The sequence below is a fragment of the Glutamicibacter sp. JL.03c genome (assembly GCF_025854375.1).
In the GTDB taxonomy this organism is placed as follows: domain Bacteria; phylum Actinomycetota; class Actinomycetes; order Actinomycetales; family Micrococcaceae; genus Glutamicibacter.
Genome location: NZ_CP107575.1, coordinates 14,596 through 33,829, shown reverse-complemented (window position 1 = coordinate 33,829; position 19,234 = coordinate 14,596). Strand labels below are relative to the sequence as shown.

At 60.0% G+C, this 19,234-nt stretch carries 19 protein-coding genes, 1 tRNA gene and 1 riboswitch; of the genes, 11 read left to right on the top strand and 9 right to left on the bottom strand.

Translation table 11 applies throughout. The features are described 5' to 3' along the window. Positions 1-16: 16 nt before the first annotated feature. Positions 17-988, bottom strand: a complete 972-nt coding sequence (locus OF385_RS00170; RefSeq protein WP_264276426.1) for a nucleoside hydrolase — start codon at positions 986-988, stop codon at positions 17-19. A gap of 149 nt (positions 989-1,137) precedes the next feature. Between OF385_RS00170 and OF385_RS00165 the strand changes: the two genes are divergently transcribed. Beyond that, complete coding sequence (locus tag OF385_RS00165) at positions 1,138-2,187, top strand: LacI family DNA-binding transcriptional regulator (protein ID WP_264276425.1); 1,050 nt, start codon at positions 1,138-1,140, stop codon at positions 2,185-2,187. Between the two features lie 23 nt (positions 2,188-2,210). Here the strand turns inward: OF385_RS00165 and OF385_RS00160 are convergent, their stop codons facing one another. After that, entirely contained in the window at positions 2,211-2,747 is a 537-nt protein-coding gene (locus OF385_RS00160; RefSeq protein WP_264276424.1) for a YdeI/OmpD-associated family protein, read from the bottom strand. A 67-nt stretch (positions 2,748-2,814) separates the two neighbouring features. Here OF385_RS00160 and OF385_RS00155 point away from each other — a divergent pair, with 67 nt between their 5' ends. Beyond that, entirely contained in the window at positions 2,815-3,279 is a 465-nt protein-coding gene (locus tag OF385_RS00155) for a DUF523 domain-containing protein (protein ID WP_264276423.1), read from the top strand. Positions 3,280-3,374: 95 nt separating this feature from the next. Here OF385_RS00155 and OF385_RS00150 read toward each other — a convergent pair. Next, positions 3,375-3,458: transfer RNA gene (locus OF385_RS00150), tRNA-Leu, on the bottom strand. A 281-nt stretch (positions 3,459-3,739) separates the two neighbouring features. Between OF385_RS00150 and OF385_RS00145 the strand changes: the two genes are divergently transcribed. From OF385_RS00145 to pknB, 7 genes are read left to right on the top strand one after another with little or no spacing between them, the layout of a single operon-like run. After that, a complete protein-coding gene (locus OF385_RS00145; RefSeq protein ID WP_264276422.1) occupies positions 3,740-4,552 on the top strand; it encodes an FhaA domain-containing protein in 813 nt (270 codons plus the stop codon). Beyond that, positions 4,549-5,028: an FHA domain-containing protein gene (locus tag OF385_RS00140; protein WP_264276421.1), complete on the top strand. Its 480-nt coding sequence runs from the start codon at positions 4,549-4,551 to the stop codon at positions 5,026-5,028. The genes OF385_RS00145 and OF385_RS00140 overlap by 4 nt, the downstream gene beginning before the upstream one ends. Before the next feature lie 3 nt (positions 5,029-5,031). Next, positions 5,032-6,432 (top strand): PP2C family protein-serine/threonine phosphatase, encoded by a 1,401-nt coding sequence (locus OF385_RS00135; protein ID WP_264276420.1) that lies wholly within the window; start codon positions 5,032-5,034, stop codon positions 6,430-6,432. Further along, complete coding sequence (locus tag OF385_RS00130) at positions 6,429-7,826, top strand: FtsW/RodA/SpoVE family cell cycle protein (protein WP_264276419.1); 1,398 nt, start codon at positions 6,429-6,431, stop codon at positions 7,824-7,826. The genes OF385_RS00135 and OF385_RS00130 overlap by 4 nt, the downstream gene beginning before the upstream one ends. Continuing rightward, complete coding sequence (locus OF385_RS00125; protein WP_264276418.1) at positions 7,823-9,283, top strand: peptidoglycan D,D-transpeptidase FtsI family protein; 1,461 nt, start codon at positions 7,823-7,825, stop codon at positions 9,281-9,283. Before OF385_RS00130 ends, OF385_RS00125 begins: the two co-directional genes overlap by 4 nt. Continuing rightward, positions 9,280-11,100: a protein kinase domain-containing protein gene (locus tag OF385_RS00120; RefSeq protein ID WP_264276417.1), complete on the top strand. Its 1,821-nt coding sequence runs from the start codon at positions 9,280-9,282 to the stop codon at positions 11,098-11,100. The genes OF385_RS00125 and OF385_RS00120 overlap by 4 nt, the downstream gene beginning before the upstream one ends. Then, positions 11,097-13,013 carry a Stk1 family PASTA domain-containing Ser/Thr kinase gene (gene pknB / locus OF385_RS00115; RefSeq protein WP_264276416.1) on the top strand — a complete coding sequence of 639 codons (1,917 nt, stop codon included), beginning with the start codon at positions 11,097-11,099 and terminating at the stop codon, positions 13,011-13,013. The genes OF385_RS00120 and pknB overlap by 4 nt, the downstream gene beginning before the upstream one ends. A gap of 11 nt (positions 13,014-13,024) precedes the next feature. On the opposite strand, the gene OF385_RS00110 is transcribed toward pknB, so the two are convergent. Continuing rightward, positions 13,025-13,669, bottom strand: a complete 645-nt coding sequence (locus tag OF385_RS00110; protein WP_264276415.1) for an anthranilate synthase component II — start codon at positions 13,667-13,669, stop codon at positions 13,025-13,027. Positions 13,670-13,844: 175 nt separating this feature from the next. Then, a complete protein-coding gene (locus OF385_RS00105) occupies positions 13,845-14,639 on the bottom strand; it encodes a class E sortase (RefSeq protein ID WP_264276414.1) in 795 nt (264 codons plus the stop codon). 220 nt (positions 14,640-14,859) lie between these two features. Here OF385_RS00105 and OF385_RS00100 point away from each other — a divergent pair, with 220 nt between their 5' ends. Beyond that, on the top strand, positions 14,860-15,117 hold the full coding sequence (locus OF385_RS00100) for a cell division protein CrgA (protein ID WP_264276413.1): 258 nt from the start codon (positions 14,860-14,862) through the stop codon (positions 15,115-15,117). 53 nt (positions 15,118-15,170) lie between these two features. Here the strand turns inward: OF385_RS00100 and OF385_RS00095 are convergent, their stop codons facing one another. Next, entirely contained in the window at positions 15,171-15,488 is a 318-nt protein-coding gene (locus tag OF385_RS00095) for a DMT family transporter (RefSeq protein ID WP_264276412.1), read from the bottom strand. Positions 15,489-15,502: 14 nt separating this feature from the next. Next, positions 15,503-15,570, bottom strand: a riboswitch (guanidine-III (ykkC-III) riboswitch). A 3-nt stretch (positions 15,571-15,573) separates the two neighbouring features. Continuing rightward, complete coding sequence (locus tag OF385_RS00090) at positions 15,574-16,458, bottom strand: ArgP/LysG family DNA-binding transcriptional regulator (RefSeq protein ID WP_264276411.1); 885 nt, start codon at positions 16,456-16,458, stop codon at positions 15,574-15,576. A 70-nt stretch (positions 16,459-16,528) separates the two neighbouring features. Between OF385_RS00090 and OF385_RS00085 the strand changes: the two genes are divergently transcribed. Beyond that, positions 16,529-17,146 (top strand): LysE/ArgO family amino acid transporter, encoded by a 618-nt coding sequence (locus tag OF385_RS00085; RefSeq protein ID WP_264276410.1) that lies wholly within the window; start codon positions 16,529-16,531, stop codon positions 17,144-17,146. Positions 17,147-17,631: 485 nt separating this feature from the next. Here OF385_RS00085 and OF385_RS00080 read toward each other — a convergent pair whose 3' ends face one another. Together OF385_RS00080 and OF385_RS00075 are read right to left on the bottom strand one after the other, a co-directional pair. Beyond that, positions 17,632-18,330 carry a rhomboid family intramembrane serine protease gene (locus OF385_RS00080; RefSeq protein ID WP_264276409.1) on the bottom strand — a complete coding sequence of 233 codons (699 nt, stop codon included), beginning with the start codon at positions 18,328-18,330 and terminating at the stop codon, positions 17,632-17,634. Positions 18,331-18,584: 254 nt separating this feature from the next. After that, a complete protein-coding gene (locus tag OF385_RS00075) occupies positions 18,585-19,130 on the bottom strand; it encodes a peptidylprolyl isomerase (protein ID WP_264276408.1) in 546 nt (181 codons plus the stop codon). Positions 19,131-19,234: the final 104 nt, after the last annotated feature.

Genomic DNA, 19,234 nt, shown 5'->3' with positions numbered 1-19,234 from the left:
ATTAGTCAGATGTTGTTCATTTGGCGGGTGTGACTTCGCCGATGCGCTGCAGCGCGTCGGTCACCAGATTCCAGAAGCCGTCGTGGTCCAGGTCCACGGCCACCGAGGTGTTGCACTGCTCGCTGGCGGGGGCACGGAAGTCGGTGACCGTCATGCCCAGGGTCAAATCCCCTCGCAGTTCCACGTTGACCGGAGCCTTCACGGTGCGCACGATCTGCGGGTCGATGACGTAGGCGACCGCGCAGGGGTCGTGGACCGGCGGGGCATCGAAACCCTGGTGGTCGCGGTAGGCCTGGGCGAAGAAGTCCATGAGCTCGCGCACGAATTTCGCCGGGCCGGTGCCGATCTTCTCGATGCTCTGCACCACCTCGGTAGTGGCCAGGGCTTGGTGGGTCAGATCCAGGCCGACCATGACTACCGGCCAGCTTTCATTGAAGACGATGTGCGCGGCTTCCGGGTCTACCTTGATATTGAATTCGGCGACGGCGCTCCAGTTGCCGGTGTGGTAGCCGCCGCCCATGAGCACGACTTCGCGAACCCGGGAGACGATGCGCGGTTCCTTGCGCACGGCCAGCGCGATATTGGTCAGGGCACCGGTGGGCACCAGGGTGATTTCCCCCGGCTCGTGGCTCATCACCAGATCGATGATCACGTCCACGGCATGGCGGGGGTCCAGTTCGATGGCGGACTCTGGCTGCTGGGGCCCGTCCATGCCCGAGTCGCCGTGGACTTCTGCCGCGGTTTCCACCTCGCGCACCAAGGGGCGGGCGCAGCCTGCGGCAAAGGGAATTCCGGTGATGCCGGCAATGGTGCCCACGGCCAACGCATTGGCGGTGACCTTCTCCAGGATCTGGTTTCCGGCGACGGTGGTGACGGCCAGCAAGTCGATGGCCGGGCTTCCGTGCGCCAGGATCATGGCGACCGCGTCATCGTGCCCCGGATCGCAGTCCAGAATGATCTTGCGGGGCGTTGCGCTGTCCTGGGCCATGGTGCCATCCTTTTATTCCTCCGGCGGGCGGCCGGTCATTGATCGAGATGCGAAGATCTTCATCCTAGGCAATTCTTTCCTGTTCTCCAGTTTACGTCAAGCGCTTAACTTAGGAGTTGGCCGGGATAGCAAGCGACTACGATGGAGCCATGACGATTGCTGAGAAGACCGGAAATACCCGCGAACCACGCCGGGTCACCGCAGCCATGGTCGCTGCTCATGCAGGCGTATCCACGGCCACGGTCTCGTTGGTCGCCAACGGCAAGTCTTCCGGAAGGGTCTCGGCCAAGAACGAGGAGCGTGTGCGCGAAGCGATTCGCGAGCTCGGCTATTTTGTCGACAGCATCGGCAGCTCATTGGCCAAGGGCGTCAGTTCCCTGGTCATCCTGGTCGCCCCGGATATCTCCAACCCGTTCTTCGCCAAGGTCATCGCCGGCGTTCGCTCGGTCTTGGCCAGCGACTACCAGCTCATGCTCTCGGTCACCGATGCCGGCGTCTCCCCCAGCGCCAGCGAAACCCGCAAGATCCTGGGCCTGCGCCCGGCCGGCCTTCTAGTGCACGCGCCAAGCCAGGAATTCCTCGATGAGATTGGCGGCAACCTGCCCATGGTCGCCCTCGACGCTCCCGGCATCAGCCCGAAGTTCCCGGCGGTTAATATGGATGTCGCCCAAGGCGCCCGAGATGTGGTGGCGCATTTTGCCGTCCAGGGGCACACCAAGGCCGCGTACCTGGATGCCATCACCGGAACCGAAACCCTCGCGGTGCGTCGTGAAGCCTTCCTGCAGGCGGCCGGCGATTACGGCATCGAGGTGCTGCCGTCTTCCGTGGCCACCTCGATGATCGATGTCAATGCCGCATCCGCGGCCTTCAGCGAGCAGTGGGCCACCTGGCAGGAAGCAGGAGTGACCGCCCTGGGCTGCGCCACCGATAACCACGCCTTCGGCGTACTGCATGCAGCCCGAGGCCTGGGGATCCGCATACCGGATCAGCTCGCCGTAGCGGGGTTTGACGATCTGCCATACTCGGCCACCTCCAATCCCTCCATTACTTCGGTGCAGCTGAATGCGCAGGAAGGAGGGCGGCTGGCCGCTTTGAAGCTGCGCGCCTTGCTCGAGGGCAAGGACCCCGAGCCGCTGCAGAGCATGCTGCCTAGCTCATTGGTTGTCCGCGGCTCCACCGTGATCGGCGGGGAGCACTAGCCCAGGCTGTGGGGTGCTGCGGCCTACTGGATAAGTTTTCCGCTCTTGGACAGTTCCGGATTGGTGCAGGAGGACAGGTCGAAACAGCAGGGGCGGCGCTTGCCGTCGCGGAGCTTGGAAATGCTGACCTCGACGCGCCGCTGACGGGTGTCCGGGTTCTTGGTGGAACCGACCCAGCGGACCCATTCCCAACGAGCCATCGGAGTCAAGCCAACCCACGTCTCGTCCAGATCGCTGGCATCGCCCAGCGCTTCGGCCAGGTCAGCGGGCACTGCGGTTTCCGGCCAGCTGGAACTCGGCAGCACCGATAGCTGGAATTGCTGGCCTATCTCGCCTTCGAGTTCCGGTGCCTGTTCGGCGTGCAGATCCAGCCAGTGCCCGCGACGTCCATCGGGATCAATCACCACGGTCCGGCCGGAAAATTCCCCGAGAAGCTCGAGCGCCACTTGGCCCCGGCTGGAGAGCTGGTCGCTGGATTCCTGCTCGAGGCGGAGGATCCTGTGGCCGTTGACCAGGTCGAGGGTTCCGCGAATTTCGAACGGTTCTTTGGATGCCGCCACGATGTCCTGCCTTTCAAATCGTCAATGGAAGTCTAGTCCAGCCCCAGGGTGCCAACACAGTACTAGGATGAAAGTTATGCGTGAGGTCCCATTACTGGTCAGCTCCTGCCTCGCAGGCGTTCCCTGCCGTTATAACGGCAAGGCCAAAAGCGATCCGCAAATTGTTGAAGCCGTCGCCTCGGGCGCTGCGATCGCAGCCTGCGCTGAAGTTCTCGGCGATCTGCCAACTCCTCGTCCACCTGCCGAAATCCTGGGAGGAGACGGGAACGATGTCCTTGAAGGAAACGCCAAGGTACTCACCATCAACGGTGAAGATCTGACCCAGGCCTTTATCTCAGGGGCTCAAAAGGTCGCGGATCTGGCTGCCGAGAGCGGGATCACCGAAGCCATTTTGCAAGATCGCAGCCCTTCCTGCGGCTGCGGAGCCATCTACGATGGATCGCACAGTGGAACTTTGGTCGAAGGCGACGGGGTGCTGGCGGCCCTGCTCAAGCGGCGCGGATTCTCCGTTTCGACTCGCCGCGGGCAATAGTTATCAAAAAGATGCAGATCTGGCGACGGCGGACTTAAACAGAAAATAACCCCTGATCTGAACTTCAGTTCATTTCAGAGGCTATTTTCATTTTGTGCGCGAGGGGGGACTTGAACCCCCACGACCTTGCGATCACTGGCACCTGAAGCCAGCGCGTCTACCAATTCCGCCACTCGCGCATATGTAATTCTTGTTGCTTCGTGCTTTTGCAACAAGAAATAGCTTACACACACATTTTCAGTTCACCTAATCGAAACCCGTCTATGTGGCCAGAGACACAGCGTTCGCGCCCTGACCTCTATGTCGGTAAGGCTGATCTCTGTGGATCACCCAAGGATTTTTCGGCATTTGCACAGCTGAAAACAGTAAGATCGAATATGAAGTTCTGTGTTCACTGCTTTTTAGCGCGAATGCGGGACACTAAGACAAACAATGGACCCTTGAGGAAGGAGCACGAATAATGGGCTTTCTCGACAATGTCGAACGCGGCTTAGAGAAGGTCGTCACAAGCTTCTTTCGTGGAACCAGCACCGCAGACCTCAAGCCGGTAGAACTGACTACCGCCCTGCGCAATGAAATGGACCGCGGGATTCTGCCAATTAGCGAAGGACGTAGCCTCGCTCCGAACGACTTTGTCGTCTCGTTGAGCACCAAAGACTTCGAAACCGCTAAAAGCTGGGGGCGAGCAGTCGTTAATGAGATGGCTAAGGTCACCGCAGAGCACGCCACCAACCAGGACTACTCCGTCCATGGTGATGTCATGATCCACTTCGTCTCCCAGCAGGACTTCAAGCCTGGGGAAATGGAAATCAACGGCACCGTCAAGGAAACCAGCTCCCATGTTGTGGCTTCGGCACCGGTGAAGACGCCGACCGCACGCCCCGTGGACCAGTCATCGCCGCGCACCACTGCGCAGCCGCGCCCTAACGTCCGCCCGGTCAATGAGATCCCCAAGGTGCCAACGCAGAAGCAGGCCATCCTCGAAGTTGCCGGCCAGCGTTTCGCCCTGAACCACCGCTCGGTCGTCCTGGGCCGCTCGGCGAGCACCGATATCCCGGTGGATGATTCCGGCGTTTCACGCCAGCACATCCGCGTTGAGACTCGTGGCAAGACCAATTTTGTGGTGTCCGATTTGGGTTCAACCAATGGCACCTACGTCGACGGCAAGAAGATTTCTGCCGAAACCCCTATTTTTGACGGTTCGATCATCACCATTGGACAGACCAAGATAGTCTTTCGGCTAATCACCTCGAACAACGGAGGCCGCGCATGAACGATCTGGTTCTAAGCCTGTTCCGACTGGGCTTCCTAGTACTCATCTGGCTGCTCGTCTTGAGCGTTGTCGGATCGATGCGCCGTGATTTGGCCGTGGGATCACGAGCCCGCACGGGCAAGCCCAGCAAGCGCGCATTGAAAAAGAACCCTGAACTGGCAGAACCAGAAGCGCCAGCGCGCAAGGCCGCAACCTCCCTGGCTATTGTCGAAGGCCCCCTGGCCGGCAACAGCATCCCGCTGAGCGGACAGCCGATCATGTTCGGCCGCGCACAGGACGCCACCGTAGTACTGGACGACGACTATGCATCAGGACGCCACGCTCGCCTGTTCCCCCAGGGATCACGCTGGTTCATCGAAGATCTCGGTTCCACCAACGGGACCTTCGTCGGCGATAGCCAGCTGACCCGTGCGCAACCAGTGGAGCCAGGGCAGCGGATCCGCATCGGAAAGACTGTCCTGGAATTGAAGGCCTAGCCTATGGCCCTCAAACTCAAATTCGCCGCGAAATCCGACGTTGGCCGGATTCGCAAAAAGAACGACGACTCCGCCTACGCCGGTGAATACCTTGCCGTGCTGGCCGATGGCATGGGTGGCCACGTTGGTGGCGATGTGGCTTCCGCGTCCACCGTCTTGGACCTGGTGCACCTGGACCATGCAGATATCGACGATCCGCAGAACGCCCTGCCCGATGAAATCCAGGCCGCAAATCTGGTATTGAATGAACTCGTAGGCGCCAACCCGAAACTGTCGGGAATGGGAACCACGGTGACATCCCTGCTGCTCTCAGGCAGCACCTTGCACATGGCCCACATCGGCGACTCCCGCGCCTACCGGCTCAAGCACAACAATTTTGAGCAGATCAGCCGCGACCACACCTTCGTGCAACGCCTGGTCGACGAGGGACGGATCAAGCCAGCCGAAGCCGAAGTCCATCCGCACAAGAACGTGCTTTTGCGCGTCCTCGGCGACTCCGACGCCTCCCCGGAACTCGATGTCCAGCAGATCGACGCCGAGCCCGGGGAACGCTGGATGCTGTGCTCCGACGGCCTGACCGATGCGGTCCCGCTGGCGATCATCGAGCAGATCATCCGCACTACCGCCGACATGGATGAAGCCGTCAACGACCTGGTGGCCACCACCTTGAAAAACGGCGCGCCGGATAACGTCACCGTGGTGATGTTCGAGGTCATCGAGGATGACGCGGACGAATTCAGTGAGCCATCTGTCCAGGAACCAGCTCCGGATACCGCGCAGCTGGCCATTGCCGCAGAAGGCGACGTCGAAGCCAGCGCCTCCTTGCTGCGCCACGAGATTTCCCAGCGCCCGCACCTGCTGGTCGGCGCGGCCCAGTTGGCTACGCAGACTGGCCAGATTCCGGTGGTCACCCAGCACACCGGCGAACGCCGCGCGGCTGCGCTGCTCACCCACCGCTCACCGGCTGCCGGCCAGATCCTCGATCCGCTGGAAAGCCCGACCGCCCACCGGCGCTGGATGATGCCGATCCTGCTCACCTTGGCGTCCTTCGTCGTGGTGGCCCTGGCCGTCTGGGGCTACATGTGGACACAGACCCAGTACTTCGTTGGCACCGTGGACAACAAGGTCGCCATCTACAAGGGCGTCCCGCAGGAGCTTGGACCGATTTCGCTCTCCGAGGTTGATACCGTCAGCAAGGTTCCGCTCGAAGCCCTGCCGGAATACTCGCGCCAACGCGTTGAAGCGACCATCTCGGCGGATAACCGGGAACATGCACAAATGATCATCCAGGAACTGCTGGTCACCGCCAAACAGAACTGTCCGGTGCAAGTTCCCGGATCCAAGGAATCAACAAGCAACAGCCAAACCCAGCTGCCAGCCTACTGTCAGGAGATCATGCAATGACCGAAGTGCAGACCGCACCGGTACCACGGCGCAATCTCGAGCTGCTGCTGATTGTCTTGGCATTGTGCGTCGGCGGCGCAGCATTCTTCCTGGTGGGCAGCACCACCGAGGATGTCGACAATACCGACTTCTATGTCCAGATGAGCATCATGGCGGTACTCGCCCTGGCTGTCCACGTATTGCTGCGCATCTTCGCGAAATATGCCGATCCAGTAATACTTCCAATCACGATTGCCCTGAATTCCCTGGGCTTGGCCATGATTCACCGCATTGACTTGGCTAAAGGCAGTTCGCAGTCAGCTCGGCAGCTGCTTTGGACAGCCATCGCCATCGTCATTGCCGCGGCGGTTCTCTGGGCTGTGAAAGACCACCGGATATTGCGCCGCTTCACTTACATTGCCCTCTTGGCATCTATCGTGTTGCTTCTGCTGCCCTTGATTCCGCATCTCGGCGTGACCATCAACGGTGCACGCATTTGGATTCGCGTCGGCTCTTTCTCTCTGCAACCTGGTGAGCTTGCCAAAATCACCCTGTCGATCTTCTTCGCCGGGTATTTATCGTCCAACCGCGACCTGATCCTGCTGGCCGGGCACAAGTTCGGCCCGCTGCAGCTGCCGCGTCTGCGCGATATGGCGCCAATGGTCATCGCCTGGTTGCTGTCCATCGGTGTTCTGGTGGTCCAGCGTGACCTCGGTTCGGCAATCCTGTTCTTCGGCCTGTTCATCGTGATGGTCTATGTGGCCACCGCGCGCATCTCCTGGGTGCTCATTGGCCTGCTCATGGTGGTTGCCGGCGGTCTAGTCGCAGGGCTGACCATGAGCCACGTGACCCGGCGTCTGGATGTGTGGCTCAACGCCTTCGACCCCGCCATCTACCAGGCCAAAGGCGGCAGCATGCAGATCGTCGAAGGCCTGTTCGGCATGGCTGACGGCGGCCTGTTCGGCACCGGTCTGGGTGCCGGATCCCCCTACCGGGTGCCGCTGGCCAACTCGGACATGATCATCGCCTCCTTCGGCGAAGAGATCGGCCTGATTGGCCTGACCGCCATCATCCTGCTCTACATGCTGCTGGTCTCCCGTGGCCTGCGCGCGGCCCTCGGTTCCCGCGACACCTTCGGCAAGCTGCTGGCCGCCGGGCTGTCCTTCACGCTGGGCCTGCAGTGCGTGGTTATCATCGGCGGAGTCACCCGGCTCATTCCGCTGACCGGTTTGGCCACCCCGTTCATGGCCGCTGGCGGTTCCTCGCTGCTGGCCAACTGGATCATCATCGCCCTCCTGCTCTTGATTTCGCACAACTCGCGCCGGCCGAAGTCCGGCGTCTCAGGACCCACCGATGAAATTGCAACACCCAGCAAAGCCCCAACGACCAGCACCAAGGTGGTGAAGAGCAAGTGAATCAGGCCATCAAGCGAGTCTGGGTAGCATTGACCCTGCTCTTCGTGATCTGCCTCGGCGGGTTGAGCTACATCCAGTTCTTCGACGCTGACCAGCTCTCCGACAACGCCCTGAACAAGCGCCAGCTGTACCGCGAATTCGATCTGCCGCGCGGCGCCATCCTGGTTGACGGCAAGCCCATCGCCGAATCGGTTCCCACCGATGACGGCCAGTTCGAGTACCAGCGAAAGTACACCGATCCGGAAACCTACGCGCACCTGACCGGATACTACTCGCTGGCTAACGGCACCACCCAGCTGGAGTCCTCGCTCAATGATTGGCTCACCGGCACCAGCTCGGATCTGCTCTATGACCGCCTGCTGGCGATGTTCACCGGAAAGAAGGCCGAAGGCGCTTCGGTGGAGCTGACCATCGATGGCGACCTGCAAAAGACTGCCTTCAACGCCATCCCCGATGGCGTGAAGGCGACCATCATCGTCACCGATCCGAAGACCGGCGACATTCTGGCGATGGCGTCCAAGCCGAGCTACGACACCAACGACCTGGCGGTGCATTCGACCTCCAAGGCCGCGCAGAACCTGAAGAAGGTCAGCGACATTGAGGGACTGAGCCCGTATCAGAACCCAGCCATCAACAATCTGAGCTTCCCGGGGTCCTCGTTCAAGATCCTCAGCACGGTCGCCGCCTTGGAGTCCGGAAAGTATGATCTGGACACCGTGATCGACAATCCGACCTCGGTGAACTACCCGAACTCCACGACGCCAATGCGCAACTTCGAGGAAGGCATCTGCGCCCGTGAACCACGCGCCCGCCTGGTCTTCATCTTCGCGCAGAGCTGCAACACCCCATTCATGGAAATCAGCCAGACCGTCGGCAAGGAAGAATTCGCCGATGTGACCGAGCGCTTCGGTTATGGCCAGCAGCTGAGCATTCCGCAGAACGTTGTTCCAAGCAAGTTCCCGACCGCCGAAGCCGACGCCGCAGAATTGGCGCGCATGGCCATCGGCCAAGGCAACAACCAGGTCACCCCGCTGCAGATGAACATGGCTGCCATGGCCATCGCCAACGACGGCGTGATCATGAAGCCGAACATGATCGACAAGGTGATCGCCCCGGATCTTCGCGTGATCGAAGAACCGAAGCCGGAGAAGTTCTCCACGGCCACCAGCCCGGAGATCGCCGAGCAGCTCACCGAGTTGATGGAAGGCCCGGTCAAGAGCGGTACCGCCATGAATGCGGCGGTACCTGGCGTGGACTTCAGAGCCAAGACCGGCACGGCTCAGCTGGGCACCGAAGACGGCATCGCCTACGTGAATTCGTGGATGACCGGCTTCGCCCCGGCGGATGACCCGCAGGTGGCCATTACGGTCACCTTGCAAAACGTAGATTACAACACTGGTCACAATACGACCGGTGCACTGATGAAGACGATGTTAAAGGCGGTGTTCAACAAGTGAGGCCAGTAACCGGCACCACCTTGGGCGGTCGTTACAAGCTCACTGACCGCATTGCGATCGGTGGCATGGGCGAAGTTTGGAAGGCTCGCGACCAGGTCCTCGGACGCCTCGTAGCGATCAAGATCCTCAAGGAGGAATACACCGACAACGAGAGCTTCCTGACGCGCTTCCGCGTGGAAGCCCGCCACACCGCCCTGCTCAACCACCCGGGCATCGCTGGCGTCTTCGACTACGGCGAGGAACAGGGATCCGCCTACCTGGTCATGGAACTGGTCCCCGGCCCGCCGCTGTCCACCATCATCGAGCGCGAACGCAAGCTCGAGGTGGATCGCACCCTCTCGCTGATCGCGCAGACCGCACGCGCGCTGGCCGCCGCCCACGAGCACGGCCTGGTGCACCGCGATGTGAAGCCGGGCAACATCCTGGTCATGCCATCGGGCGTCGTGAAGATTACCGACTTCGGCATCGCCCGCCTGGCCGACCAGGTCCCGCTGACCGCCACCGGACAGGTGATGGGCACCGCCCAGTACCTGGCTCCGGAGCAGGCTACGGGGCAGAACGCCACCGGAAGCTCGGATATCTACGCGCTGGGCGTGATCGGCTACGAATGCCTTGCCGGGCGCCGTCCGTTCACCGGGGAGTCGCAGATCGCCATCGCCTTGGCGCAAGTCAATGACGCTCCCCCGGCGCTGCCTGACACCATCCCCGCGCCGGTACGCCAGCTGATCATGTCGATGCTGGCCAAGAACCCTGCCGACCGCCCCAAGGATGCCACGGCCCTTGCCAAGGCCGCCGATGCCCTGCGCGCCGGCGACACGAACACCGCCACCATGGCGGTGCCCGGCATGCTGGCCACCGGCATTTCCGAAGATGCCACGCAGGCGCTGAATATGGGCGAGGACGCCACCCAGGCGATGACCCGCCAGGATTCCGCCCCGACGATGACCAATGCCATGCCAACCGTAGTGGAGCCGGCGCGGACCGCCAGCGGTTTCACCGCGGCCAGCAGCCAGGGTGCCAACGGCTTTGATGACGAAGATGCCGATGCCCAGGATGCTCAGCCTGACGACTCGAAGCGCAGCCCCTGGCTGATCCCGCTGATCGCCATCATCGTCCTGGCCGTGGTCATTGCGCTCTTGGCCTGGCTGATCCCTGCCATGAGCAGCAACAACGACGACCAGCCCACCGCGACGGTCACCGAAAGCAGCTCCGGATCGCCTGAGTCCAGCGAGCCGACCGAAGAAACCACCGAGCCATCGGAGGAAACCTCGGAGCCTTCCGAGACCTCCGAGTCCCCTTCAGAGAGCGAAAGCGAGAGCCCTGAGTACGTCGAGGTCTCCTCCTCGCTCATCGGCCAGGACATCGACACGGTCACCGCCGAGCTTGAAGGCAAGGGCCTGCAGGTTGATGCGGTACCGCAGGAAACCGATGAGGCCGAGCCACGTGAGGTCATTTCGCTGAACCCCACCGGCAATGTCGAGGTCGGCGAGACCGTGACGGTCACCTACGCCATGGCACCGGAAACAGTTGAGGTTCCCGAGGTCACCGGCATGAGCTTCGAGGCGGCGCAGAAGCGGATCCAGGATGCTGGCCTGGCTGCCGCAAGGGGCGAAGAGCGCAGCGACTCCTCGGTCGCCGGCACCGTCCTGTCCCAGGACGTCTCCGCCGGCAGCGACGTAGACCCTGGTACCACCGTCACCCTGGATCTTTCGACCGGCCCTGAAGAAGACCCCGAAGAATCCGAAACCCCGACGGCCACGCCGACTCCCGCTTCCTCGCCCACTGCCTCGGAAACGGACCAGAGCAAAGCACCATGAGCGAAGTCGAAGCATTGCCGCCTGGCCTGCCGCGGATGATCAGCGACCGATATGAGATCCAATCGCTCATTGGCCGCGGCGGCATGGCCGACGTCTATCTCGCGCTGGACCATGTGCTCTCGCGCAAGGTGGCCGTGAAGGTCCTGCGCCCGGACACCGCCAGCAATCCCATGGTGGTCAACCGGTTCCGTCGCGAGGCCAAAGCGGTTGCGGCCCTGAGCCACCCGAATATCGTCGCTGTCTACGACACCGGCGAGCTTCCAGCCACCGATCAGCAGCACGAACGACTGCCCTTCATGGTCATGGAGTATGTCACCGGGAAAACCCTCAAGCAGGTGATTTCGCAGGACCGGATCGATGCCCCGTTCGCGGTCTCCCTGATCCGTGGCGTATCCGAGGCGCTGGATCATTCGCACGCCAATAATGTGGTGCACCGCGACGTCAAGCCGGCCAATGTCATGGTGACCGGCTCCGGGCACGTGAAGCTGATGGACTTCGGCATCGCGAGGGCCACGGATAACTCAGCCACCATGACGCAGACCGCTGCAGTGGTGGGCACCGCGCAGTACTTCTCCCCCGAGCAGGCTCGTGGCGAACAAGTGGATTTCCGCTCCGATATCTATTCGGCCGGGTGCCTGTTCTACGAGCTGATCACCGGCACGCCGCCGTTCACCGGCGATTCCCCGGTCTCCGTGGCCTATCAGCATGTGGGCGAGATCCCCCCTGCCCCGAGCGAGGTCGCGCAGGATGTCGATCCGATCTTCGACCCGGTCGTGGCCAAGGTGCTGTCCAAGGAACGTGATGACCGGTTCCAGTCCGCCGGAGCGTTCGCGCTGGCTTTGGAAAACGCCCTGAACGGGATTGAATTCCATGAGGACCAGTCCACGCCGGCAACCTACACGTTGCCGATCTACGGCACCCACGATTCCACCGAACCTGGTTTCGCGGCCCACGAGGCCGCGATGACCACGGAGCATCCGGTCTTCACGACACACGATGAACCGGTGGAAACCACCGGTCATCGCTCCAACCGCGGGCTGATCGTGCTGTTGTCGTTGATCGCCGTCGTGGCCGTGGCCATTGCCAGCTTCCTGGTGATCCGCTCGATCCAGGCCGATGCCGAAAAGCGCGCCCCGGTGGCCGTCCCCGACGTGAAGAACCTGTCGGAAGATGACGCCAGCAGCCTGCTGCGCGATGCGACCTTCAACGTCCGCGTTGAGCGTGAGTTCAATGAGGACGTGGATGAGAACAAGGCAGCTCGTACCGATCCTGCATCGGGCACCAAGGTGGCCAAGGAATCCACGGTGACCTTGTACATCTCCGAGGGCTCCGAGCAGCGGGTCATCCCCGAGGATTTGGCCAACCAGTCCGAGGCTGCCGCGCGCGATGCCTTGCGCCAGGCTGGCCTGGAGGTAGGCGAGGTCACCCGCGAGGATTCAGCGACCATTCCGACAGACTGGGTCGTTGGCACGAGCCCGGATCCGGGCTCCAAGGTCAAGGCCGGCAGCGAGATCGATCTGATCCTTTCCACCGGCAAGGTCGAGGTCCCTGATCTCTCCGGGAAGACTCCCGATGAGGCTGAAGAGATCCTCAAGGACCAGGGCCTGGAAAAGCTCTCGCTCAGCGCCAGCTCGGACACCGAAGTGACCGACGAATTCGCGCCGGGCACTATCGTGAGCCAAACTCCCAGCGCCCCGGGCACCATGGAACAGGGTGGCACCATTACCTATGTCCTGGCTGAAGCGCCAGCGGAACCGACCCCGTCCGAGACCCCCTCTGAAACCCCATCCGAAAGCGAGTCTTCGGATGATTCCACTGCCAGTGAATCGCCGAGCGAGACCCCTTCCCCGACGCCAAGCACGACTCGACGCGGAAAATTGCCCCCACCGGCACAACCCGGTGAGGGCAATTAATCAGCGAGCGATTATTCTCCGCTGAATAGCGGGCTCAGGGTGGCAGCCTTCTCGGCTGCCCCCTGCAGGCCCAGGAATTCCAGCCAGTTCCCCAGCATCTGGTAGCCCTGCTCGGTCAAGACCGACTCCGGATGGTACTGCAGGCCCCACAACGGTGCGTCCCGGTGGGCCAGGGCCATGATGACTCCCCCGGCGGTCTGGGCAATGATTTCCAGCTCGTCCGGGATGCTCTCGCGCACGGCGGCCAGCGAATGGTAGCGCGTTGCGGTGAATGGGTTGGCAACGTTATTGAACACCGGGTGGTTATCGTGATTAACCAGCGATGTCTTGCCATGCATCAGCTCTTCAGCATGGGTCACCGTTCCCCCATAGGCCTCGGCGAGCGCCTGGTGTCCAAGGCAGACACCCAGCATCGGCTTGCGCTGCCCACCGCACCACTTGATCAGATCAATGCTGACGCCCGCGCCGGCCGGGTCACCGGGGCCCGGAGAAATCAGCACACCGTCGTAATCGGCGGCCAGCTCGATAGCTTCCTGGACGCTCAAATCATCATTGCGGTATACCGCCGTCTCAGCGCCCAGCTCTTGGAGATAGCCCACGAGGGTGTAGACAAAGCTGTCGTAGTTGTCGATCACTAAAATCTTGGTGCTGCTCACGAGGTACTCTGGCCAATCGTTGAATCGGTGAAGGGGCTGATGTACTGGTTCAGCCACGGGAAAACATACACCATCAGTAATAGCACGATGGCAGCTATGAGAATCAATGCTTCAAAAATGCGAAGCCACAATGGACCGGGGAGATTCCTGAAAATCCAGGCGTACATTTTTCCTCCTAGCTCGTTGCGTCGATAACCATGTCGCGGATTTCCTTGGGTGGGCCTGCATCCAAGGGGCGCCAATCCGTGAGTTCGGAATAGGCGATCATGCGTTGTTGGGTCGTGTACTTCGGGTGGCAGGTGGTCATGGTCAAGATCGATTTTGTCGGTTCCACGCCCCATTGATGCGGGGTCGGCAACAAGACGTCGCCGTTGGAAGGATCAACAACTTCTGTGGCGTACCAGGTGTAGGTGTAATAGCCTTCAGCTGTTTGCAGGTAGATCTTGTCGCCCTTCTGGAGCTTGTCGATGTCCCAGAAGACCTGGCCATGGGTCTGGCGGTGGGCTGCGACCGCAAAATTGCCCAGCTCGCCCGGCTGCTGGGTTGTCGGGTAGTGCCCGATGCCCAGGTTGTCGATGACCCAGTCGTCAACGCCGCTGGTGACCGGGTGATGCGAGCCATGGCTGCCAAAGCGCGGGAAGTACATGATCCCGAAAGTCTCCCCCGGATCGATCTTTGTCACTGGCGCCGGCCCGTAGTCTTTTTCTTCGGCCTTTTCCTGTTCCTCGGACGGCTCATCGGAATCGTCCGGGATGACGACGTCGCCTAATTCCTGCACCAGTCCCTGTGTGGCCTGTTTCTGGGCCTGGGCGGAGTCGATATTGGTCCACCACAGTTCCCACACCACGTAGAGCATCAAGATAATGCCCAGGGTAATGAACAGCTCGCCAAGGAATCCCGCGATGACATTTCCCGCAGACCGTGGCCGGCGCTCCATGCGGCGACCTTGCACTGTGGCGGATCGGTTCACAGCTCTCGGCTCCTTTGGGGATTCGTAGATAGCGATCTGTCAATCAACGTACTCTGACCCAGCCCAAAACCCGGGAGTTACCGCGGATTGCGGCTAGGATGGAAGCAACGTAGGAATGCAGCAAGCAGTTCTCAGCATTCTTGTACCCAAGCCTACCGGGAAGACGTTCATGTCTCCCACATTTTCTACATTAAGCAGATGAAGCCGAGGGAGCATTCGAGTGCCGGAGTCAAAACCACGACGCAAGAACACAACACAGGCCCGATCCGAGCGCCAAAGCGCCCACGCTATCGATAAGCCAATGCCCGGATGGTACAAGCCGGTGATGTTTGGCCTCATGCTCTTGGGCCTGTTGTGGATCATCGTGTACTACATTTCCCAGACCCTGTTCCCCATCCCCAACATTGGCGGCTGGAACATCGTGATTGGATTCGGCATCGCAATGGTCGGATTCTTCATGACAACAGGCTGGAAATAGCGATTTCGCCGGTCCCATTGGGACCGGCGAAATCTCTTTTAAGAGTGTTGTTGCTAGTGGCTGACGGCCTTCAGGCCAATGACGCAGCCTACCAGTCCCAAGATGAAGACCATCTTCAGCACCGAAAAGGCTTCCTGCCCGGTGGCCATGGAGTAAATCACCGCGAGCGCGGCTCCGATTCCGACCCAAATCGCGTAGGCGGTACCCACAGGGATTTCCTTCATCGCGTACGCCAGGCCCGCCATGGAAACGATCAGGCCAGCAACGAAGACGATGGACGGGACAATCTTCGATAGTCCTTCGCTCATGCCCAAAGCGACAGCCCAGATGGCTTCGAAAACACCAGAAATAATCAGAACGGCCCAATACATGCCAGATTCCCTTCTCTGGCCGTCTTGTCGCTCTCCGGGTACGGCTCCCTCGTCCGGGTTCAGGCATTCATGGCCTGCAACATGCTCAGGCTATCAAATTCAGGCCACTGCGGCGGGCTGCTGTGACCAAGATGCCTTCGATCTTCTTGAGCAGGCTCGAGTCCACGGCCCAGCGTTGCAAGTACAGGGGAACGTCGGCAAACCATTGGTCGTGAATCGTCTGGATTCCGGCTGCCTGTGGCAATTGCAATTCAGGAATCATGCCCCAGCCCATGCCGGCTTCGACGGCACTGACGTACTTGAGGGAATCCGGAATATGGTGCACTGTTCCGGACGGACGGCGTCCTGCGCCTGCCACCCGCTCGAGCATGTCGTATTGCAGAGGATCTTCCCGGTCAAAAACCACCATGGGCGTTGTTGCCAGTTCTTCCGGGCTTTTGTGGTGCAGATACCGTTTGATGATTCGCGGCGAGGCGGCCGCCCGGTAGCGCATGGCACCCAGCTTTTTGCTGAGGCACCCTTGGAGCGGTTCCGGGGTTGCGGTCACCACTGCGCTGACGCGCCCGGTGCGCAGCAGCTCCAGTCCCCTGTTTTCGTCGGTGCGCAGTATCTCGACCGACAGGTCATCAATCTCTGCTAGCTGTTCAAAAACCGGGCCGAACCAGGTGGAGAGCGAATCGGAGTTGACCCCCAGGGCTATGGACAATGGCTTATCCGCTGCGAGCTCGCGGGCGAATTCCGCACTCAACAGCGACATTTGCCGGGCATAGCGCAGTACCTTGTAACCCTGTTCTGTTGGCACGACCGGGCGGCTGCGGACGACAAGAATTGCACCCATGCGGTTTTCCAGGGCTTTGATCCGCTGGCTGACGGCGGAGGGCGTAATCCCCAGATCAATGGAGGCATCGTCGAAGCTTCCCGCGTCGACGATGGCCAAAAGCGTCTCGAGTTGCTCAACATCGATATTCACATTAGGAACTCTAATCTAGATTCAGAAAGTTAAGTTCGACTAAGAAAAATCAATCTCATACGGTTTTCCCATGACCCCAGCACCATTTTTCTTCGGACTGACCACCGGACTGTCACTGATCGTGGCCATCGGCGCACAAAATGCGTTTGTGCTGCGCCAGGGCATCAGAAAAGAACATGTTTTCATCACCGCACTCGTGTGCTGCCTGTCAGATGCAGTGCTGATCTTTGCTGGGGTCAACGGCATGGGCGTCTTGGTGGAGCAGGTACCTTGGCTGCTGATCGTCGCACGGGTTGGCGGATTCCTGTTTTTGGCCTCCTACGCCATATTCGCTTTCCGAAGGGCGATTAAACCTGAATCCCTGAAGGTTTCGGGCACCACCCGGACGACGACCGCTTTATCGCTGATCGGAACCGCTCTGGCGCTCACTTGGCTTAACCCGCACGTCTATATCGACACGGTACTGCTCTTGGGCTCGGTGGCCGTTGCGCAGGGCGCTGGCGCGGGCTGGTTTGCCGTCGGAGCCATTGCCGCAAGTTTCCTGTGGTTTTTCGCGTTGGCCTACGCCGCTCGATTCCTTGCTCCGCTCTTCGCGAGACCTAAGGCCTGGCAGATTCTGGACTTCATCATCGGGCTCATGATGCTCTTCTTTGCCGTGTTGCTGATTTGGCCAGTTTTCACGAAGTAATCCACAGGTAGAGCTCGTTATCCACATGCAGTGTGCATAATTTCTATAAACAGTTGTTCACAAACTTATCCACAGGTGGGGATATTCACTGCAAAGTACGGGTAATTTCGCAGAATGGCCAAGTCAATAAGTATTTCCCAGGGGCGAATCACATGCGTGTAAGTTATTAACACTGTGGATCCAGGCTGTGGATAAAGGCTGTATTCACACCTATTGAGCGGAGTTCTGTGCTATCGGTTAAACTTTCGAACCTTAAGTTATTAACAAGCCGACGGTTCGTATATGCACTATCTACAGGGGTTGTTAAAAAGTTATCCACAACTGGGGACAAGGTTGTGAGTATTGGGTAACACGGCCGGAATACCCTTGATATCACGGGAATTGGCGCCTGTTAATATCTCCACGTGCCACCAAGTTACACGGATGTAAGTTATTAACAGTGTGGATATCCCGTGTGGATAACCGGTGGAGATGTTTTCGAACGGTCAGCCAGTGAACTTCACGGCCTGCGCGACAAGATAAACCGCTCCTAGAAGCAGCGCTGAAAGAGCAGCCAAAAGCAGGATCTGCGTTCGGGCACGTTGTGGATTACTTCTGGGTATCAACACAATGCAGCAGGCGCCCAGAATGCCCAGAATGGCACCACCCAAATGGCCCTGCCATGAGATTCCGGAAACCACAAAGCCCAAGACGATGTTCAGCACCAGAATGATGCCCATTTGGCGTAGAGCCTGCTTGTTGGAGCGGTAGACAACAAAGGTGGCCAAGAACAGGCCAGCCAAGGCACCTGATGCTCCGAGGGTGGCGCTCAACGGCGCACTCAGGAGCAAGATGCCAAGTGAACCACCGATCGCGCTGATCAAATACAGCCAGGCAAAACGCAGCCTGCCCAGCTTGGTTTCTAGCAGGGTGCCGAAGATATAAATGCCGTACATGTTCATGGCCAGGTGCAGGAACGATCCCATGGAATGCGCAAACGCGCTGGTGATCAGCCTCCACGGCTCATAGGCCGCGATAGCCGGGGCCAAGACCAAGGAATTGGTGAATCCAGGGATAATCCACTGAAGGGCATAGACCATGACGTTGAGTGCGATCACCGCATAGGTAATGACCGGTGCTCCGGCACGAAGCCGGCCGCCAAACTCGGTCTTCTGCTGGGGGATAGCCCTATTGGCTTGGGCCACGCAGTCGACGCATTGCACACCCACCGGAGCGGACACCTGGCATTCAGGGCAGATCGGACGCCCGCATCGATGACACGATACATAGGACACCGTCTGTGGGTGTCGATAGCATGTCGGAGTTGCTTGGCCCTGTGGGTTTACCTGCCCGTAGGACATCGGTACCTGCCTTGTGTAGTGGGAAAGTGCTTAAAGCTCGAGGCCCCGACAACACCATTGGGTGGATCGTCGGGGCCTCGAAGTATTGCGTCGGTGAGTTACAGGGTCTCGATATCGACCGAGTTGATGACGACGTCTTCCAGTGGCTTGTCACGGCCATCGGTTGCTACAGCGTTCAGTGCGTCAACGACCTTGCGGGAGTCTGCATCGACAACTTCACCGAAGATGGTGTGCTTGCCCTGCAGCCAGGTGGTTGGAACGGTGGTGATGAAGAACTGCGAACCGTTGGTTCCACGGCCCATGCGGATACCCGCGTTGGCCATGGCCAGCTTGTAAGGCTCGTTGAAGTTCAGTTCCGGGTGGATCTCATCATCGAACTGGTAGCCTGGGCCGCCGAAGCCCTGGCCCAGCGGGTCGCCACCCTGAATCATGAAGTCAGAGATGATGCGGTGGAAAATGGTTCCGCTGTACAGCGAGGTGTTGGTTTTCTTGTCACCGGACTCTGGGTGTACCCACTCCTGCTCACCGGTCGACAGGCCGACGAAGTTCTTTACGGTCTTAGGTGCGTGGTTGCCGAAGAGATCGACAACGATATCGCCCAAGGTAGTGTGAATCGTGGCTTTATGAGTTGCGTTTGCGGTCATGCCTACATTGTTCCATGATCAGGGCGCGAGCCGCTAAAAACTGACGTACGCGTTGAGTGAAAATTTAGAACAATCTCTGGTGGCTGGCCGATAAACACTGGTCT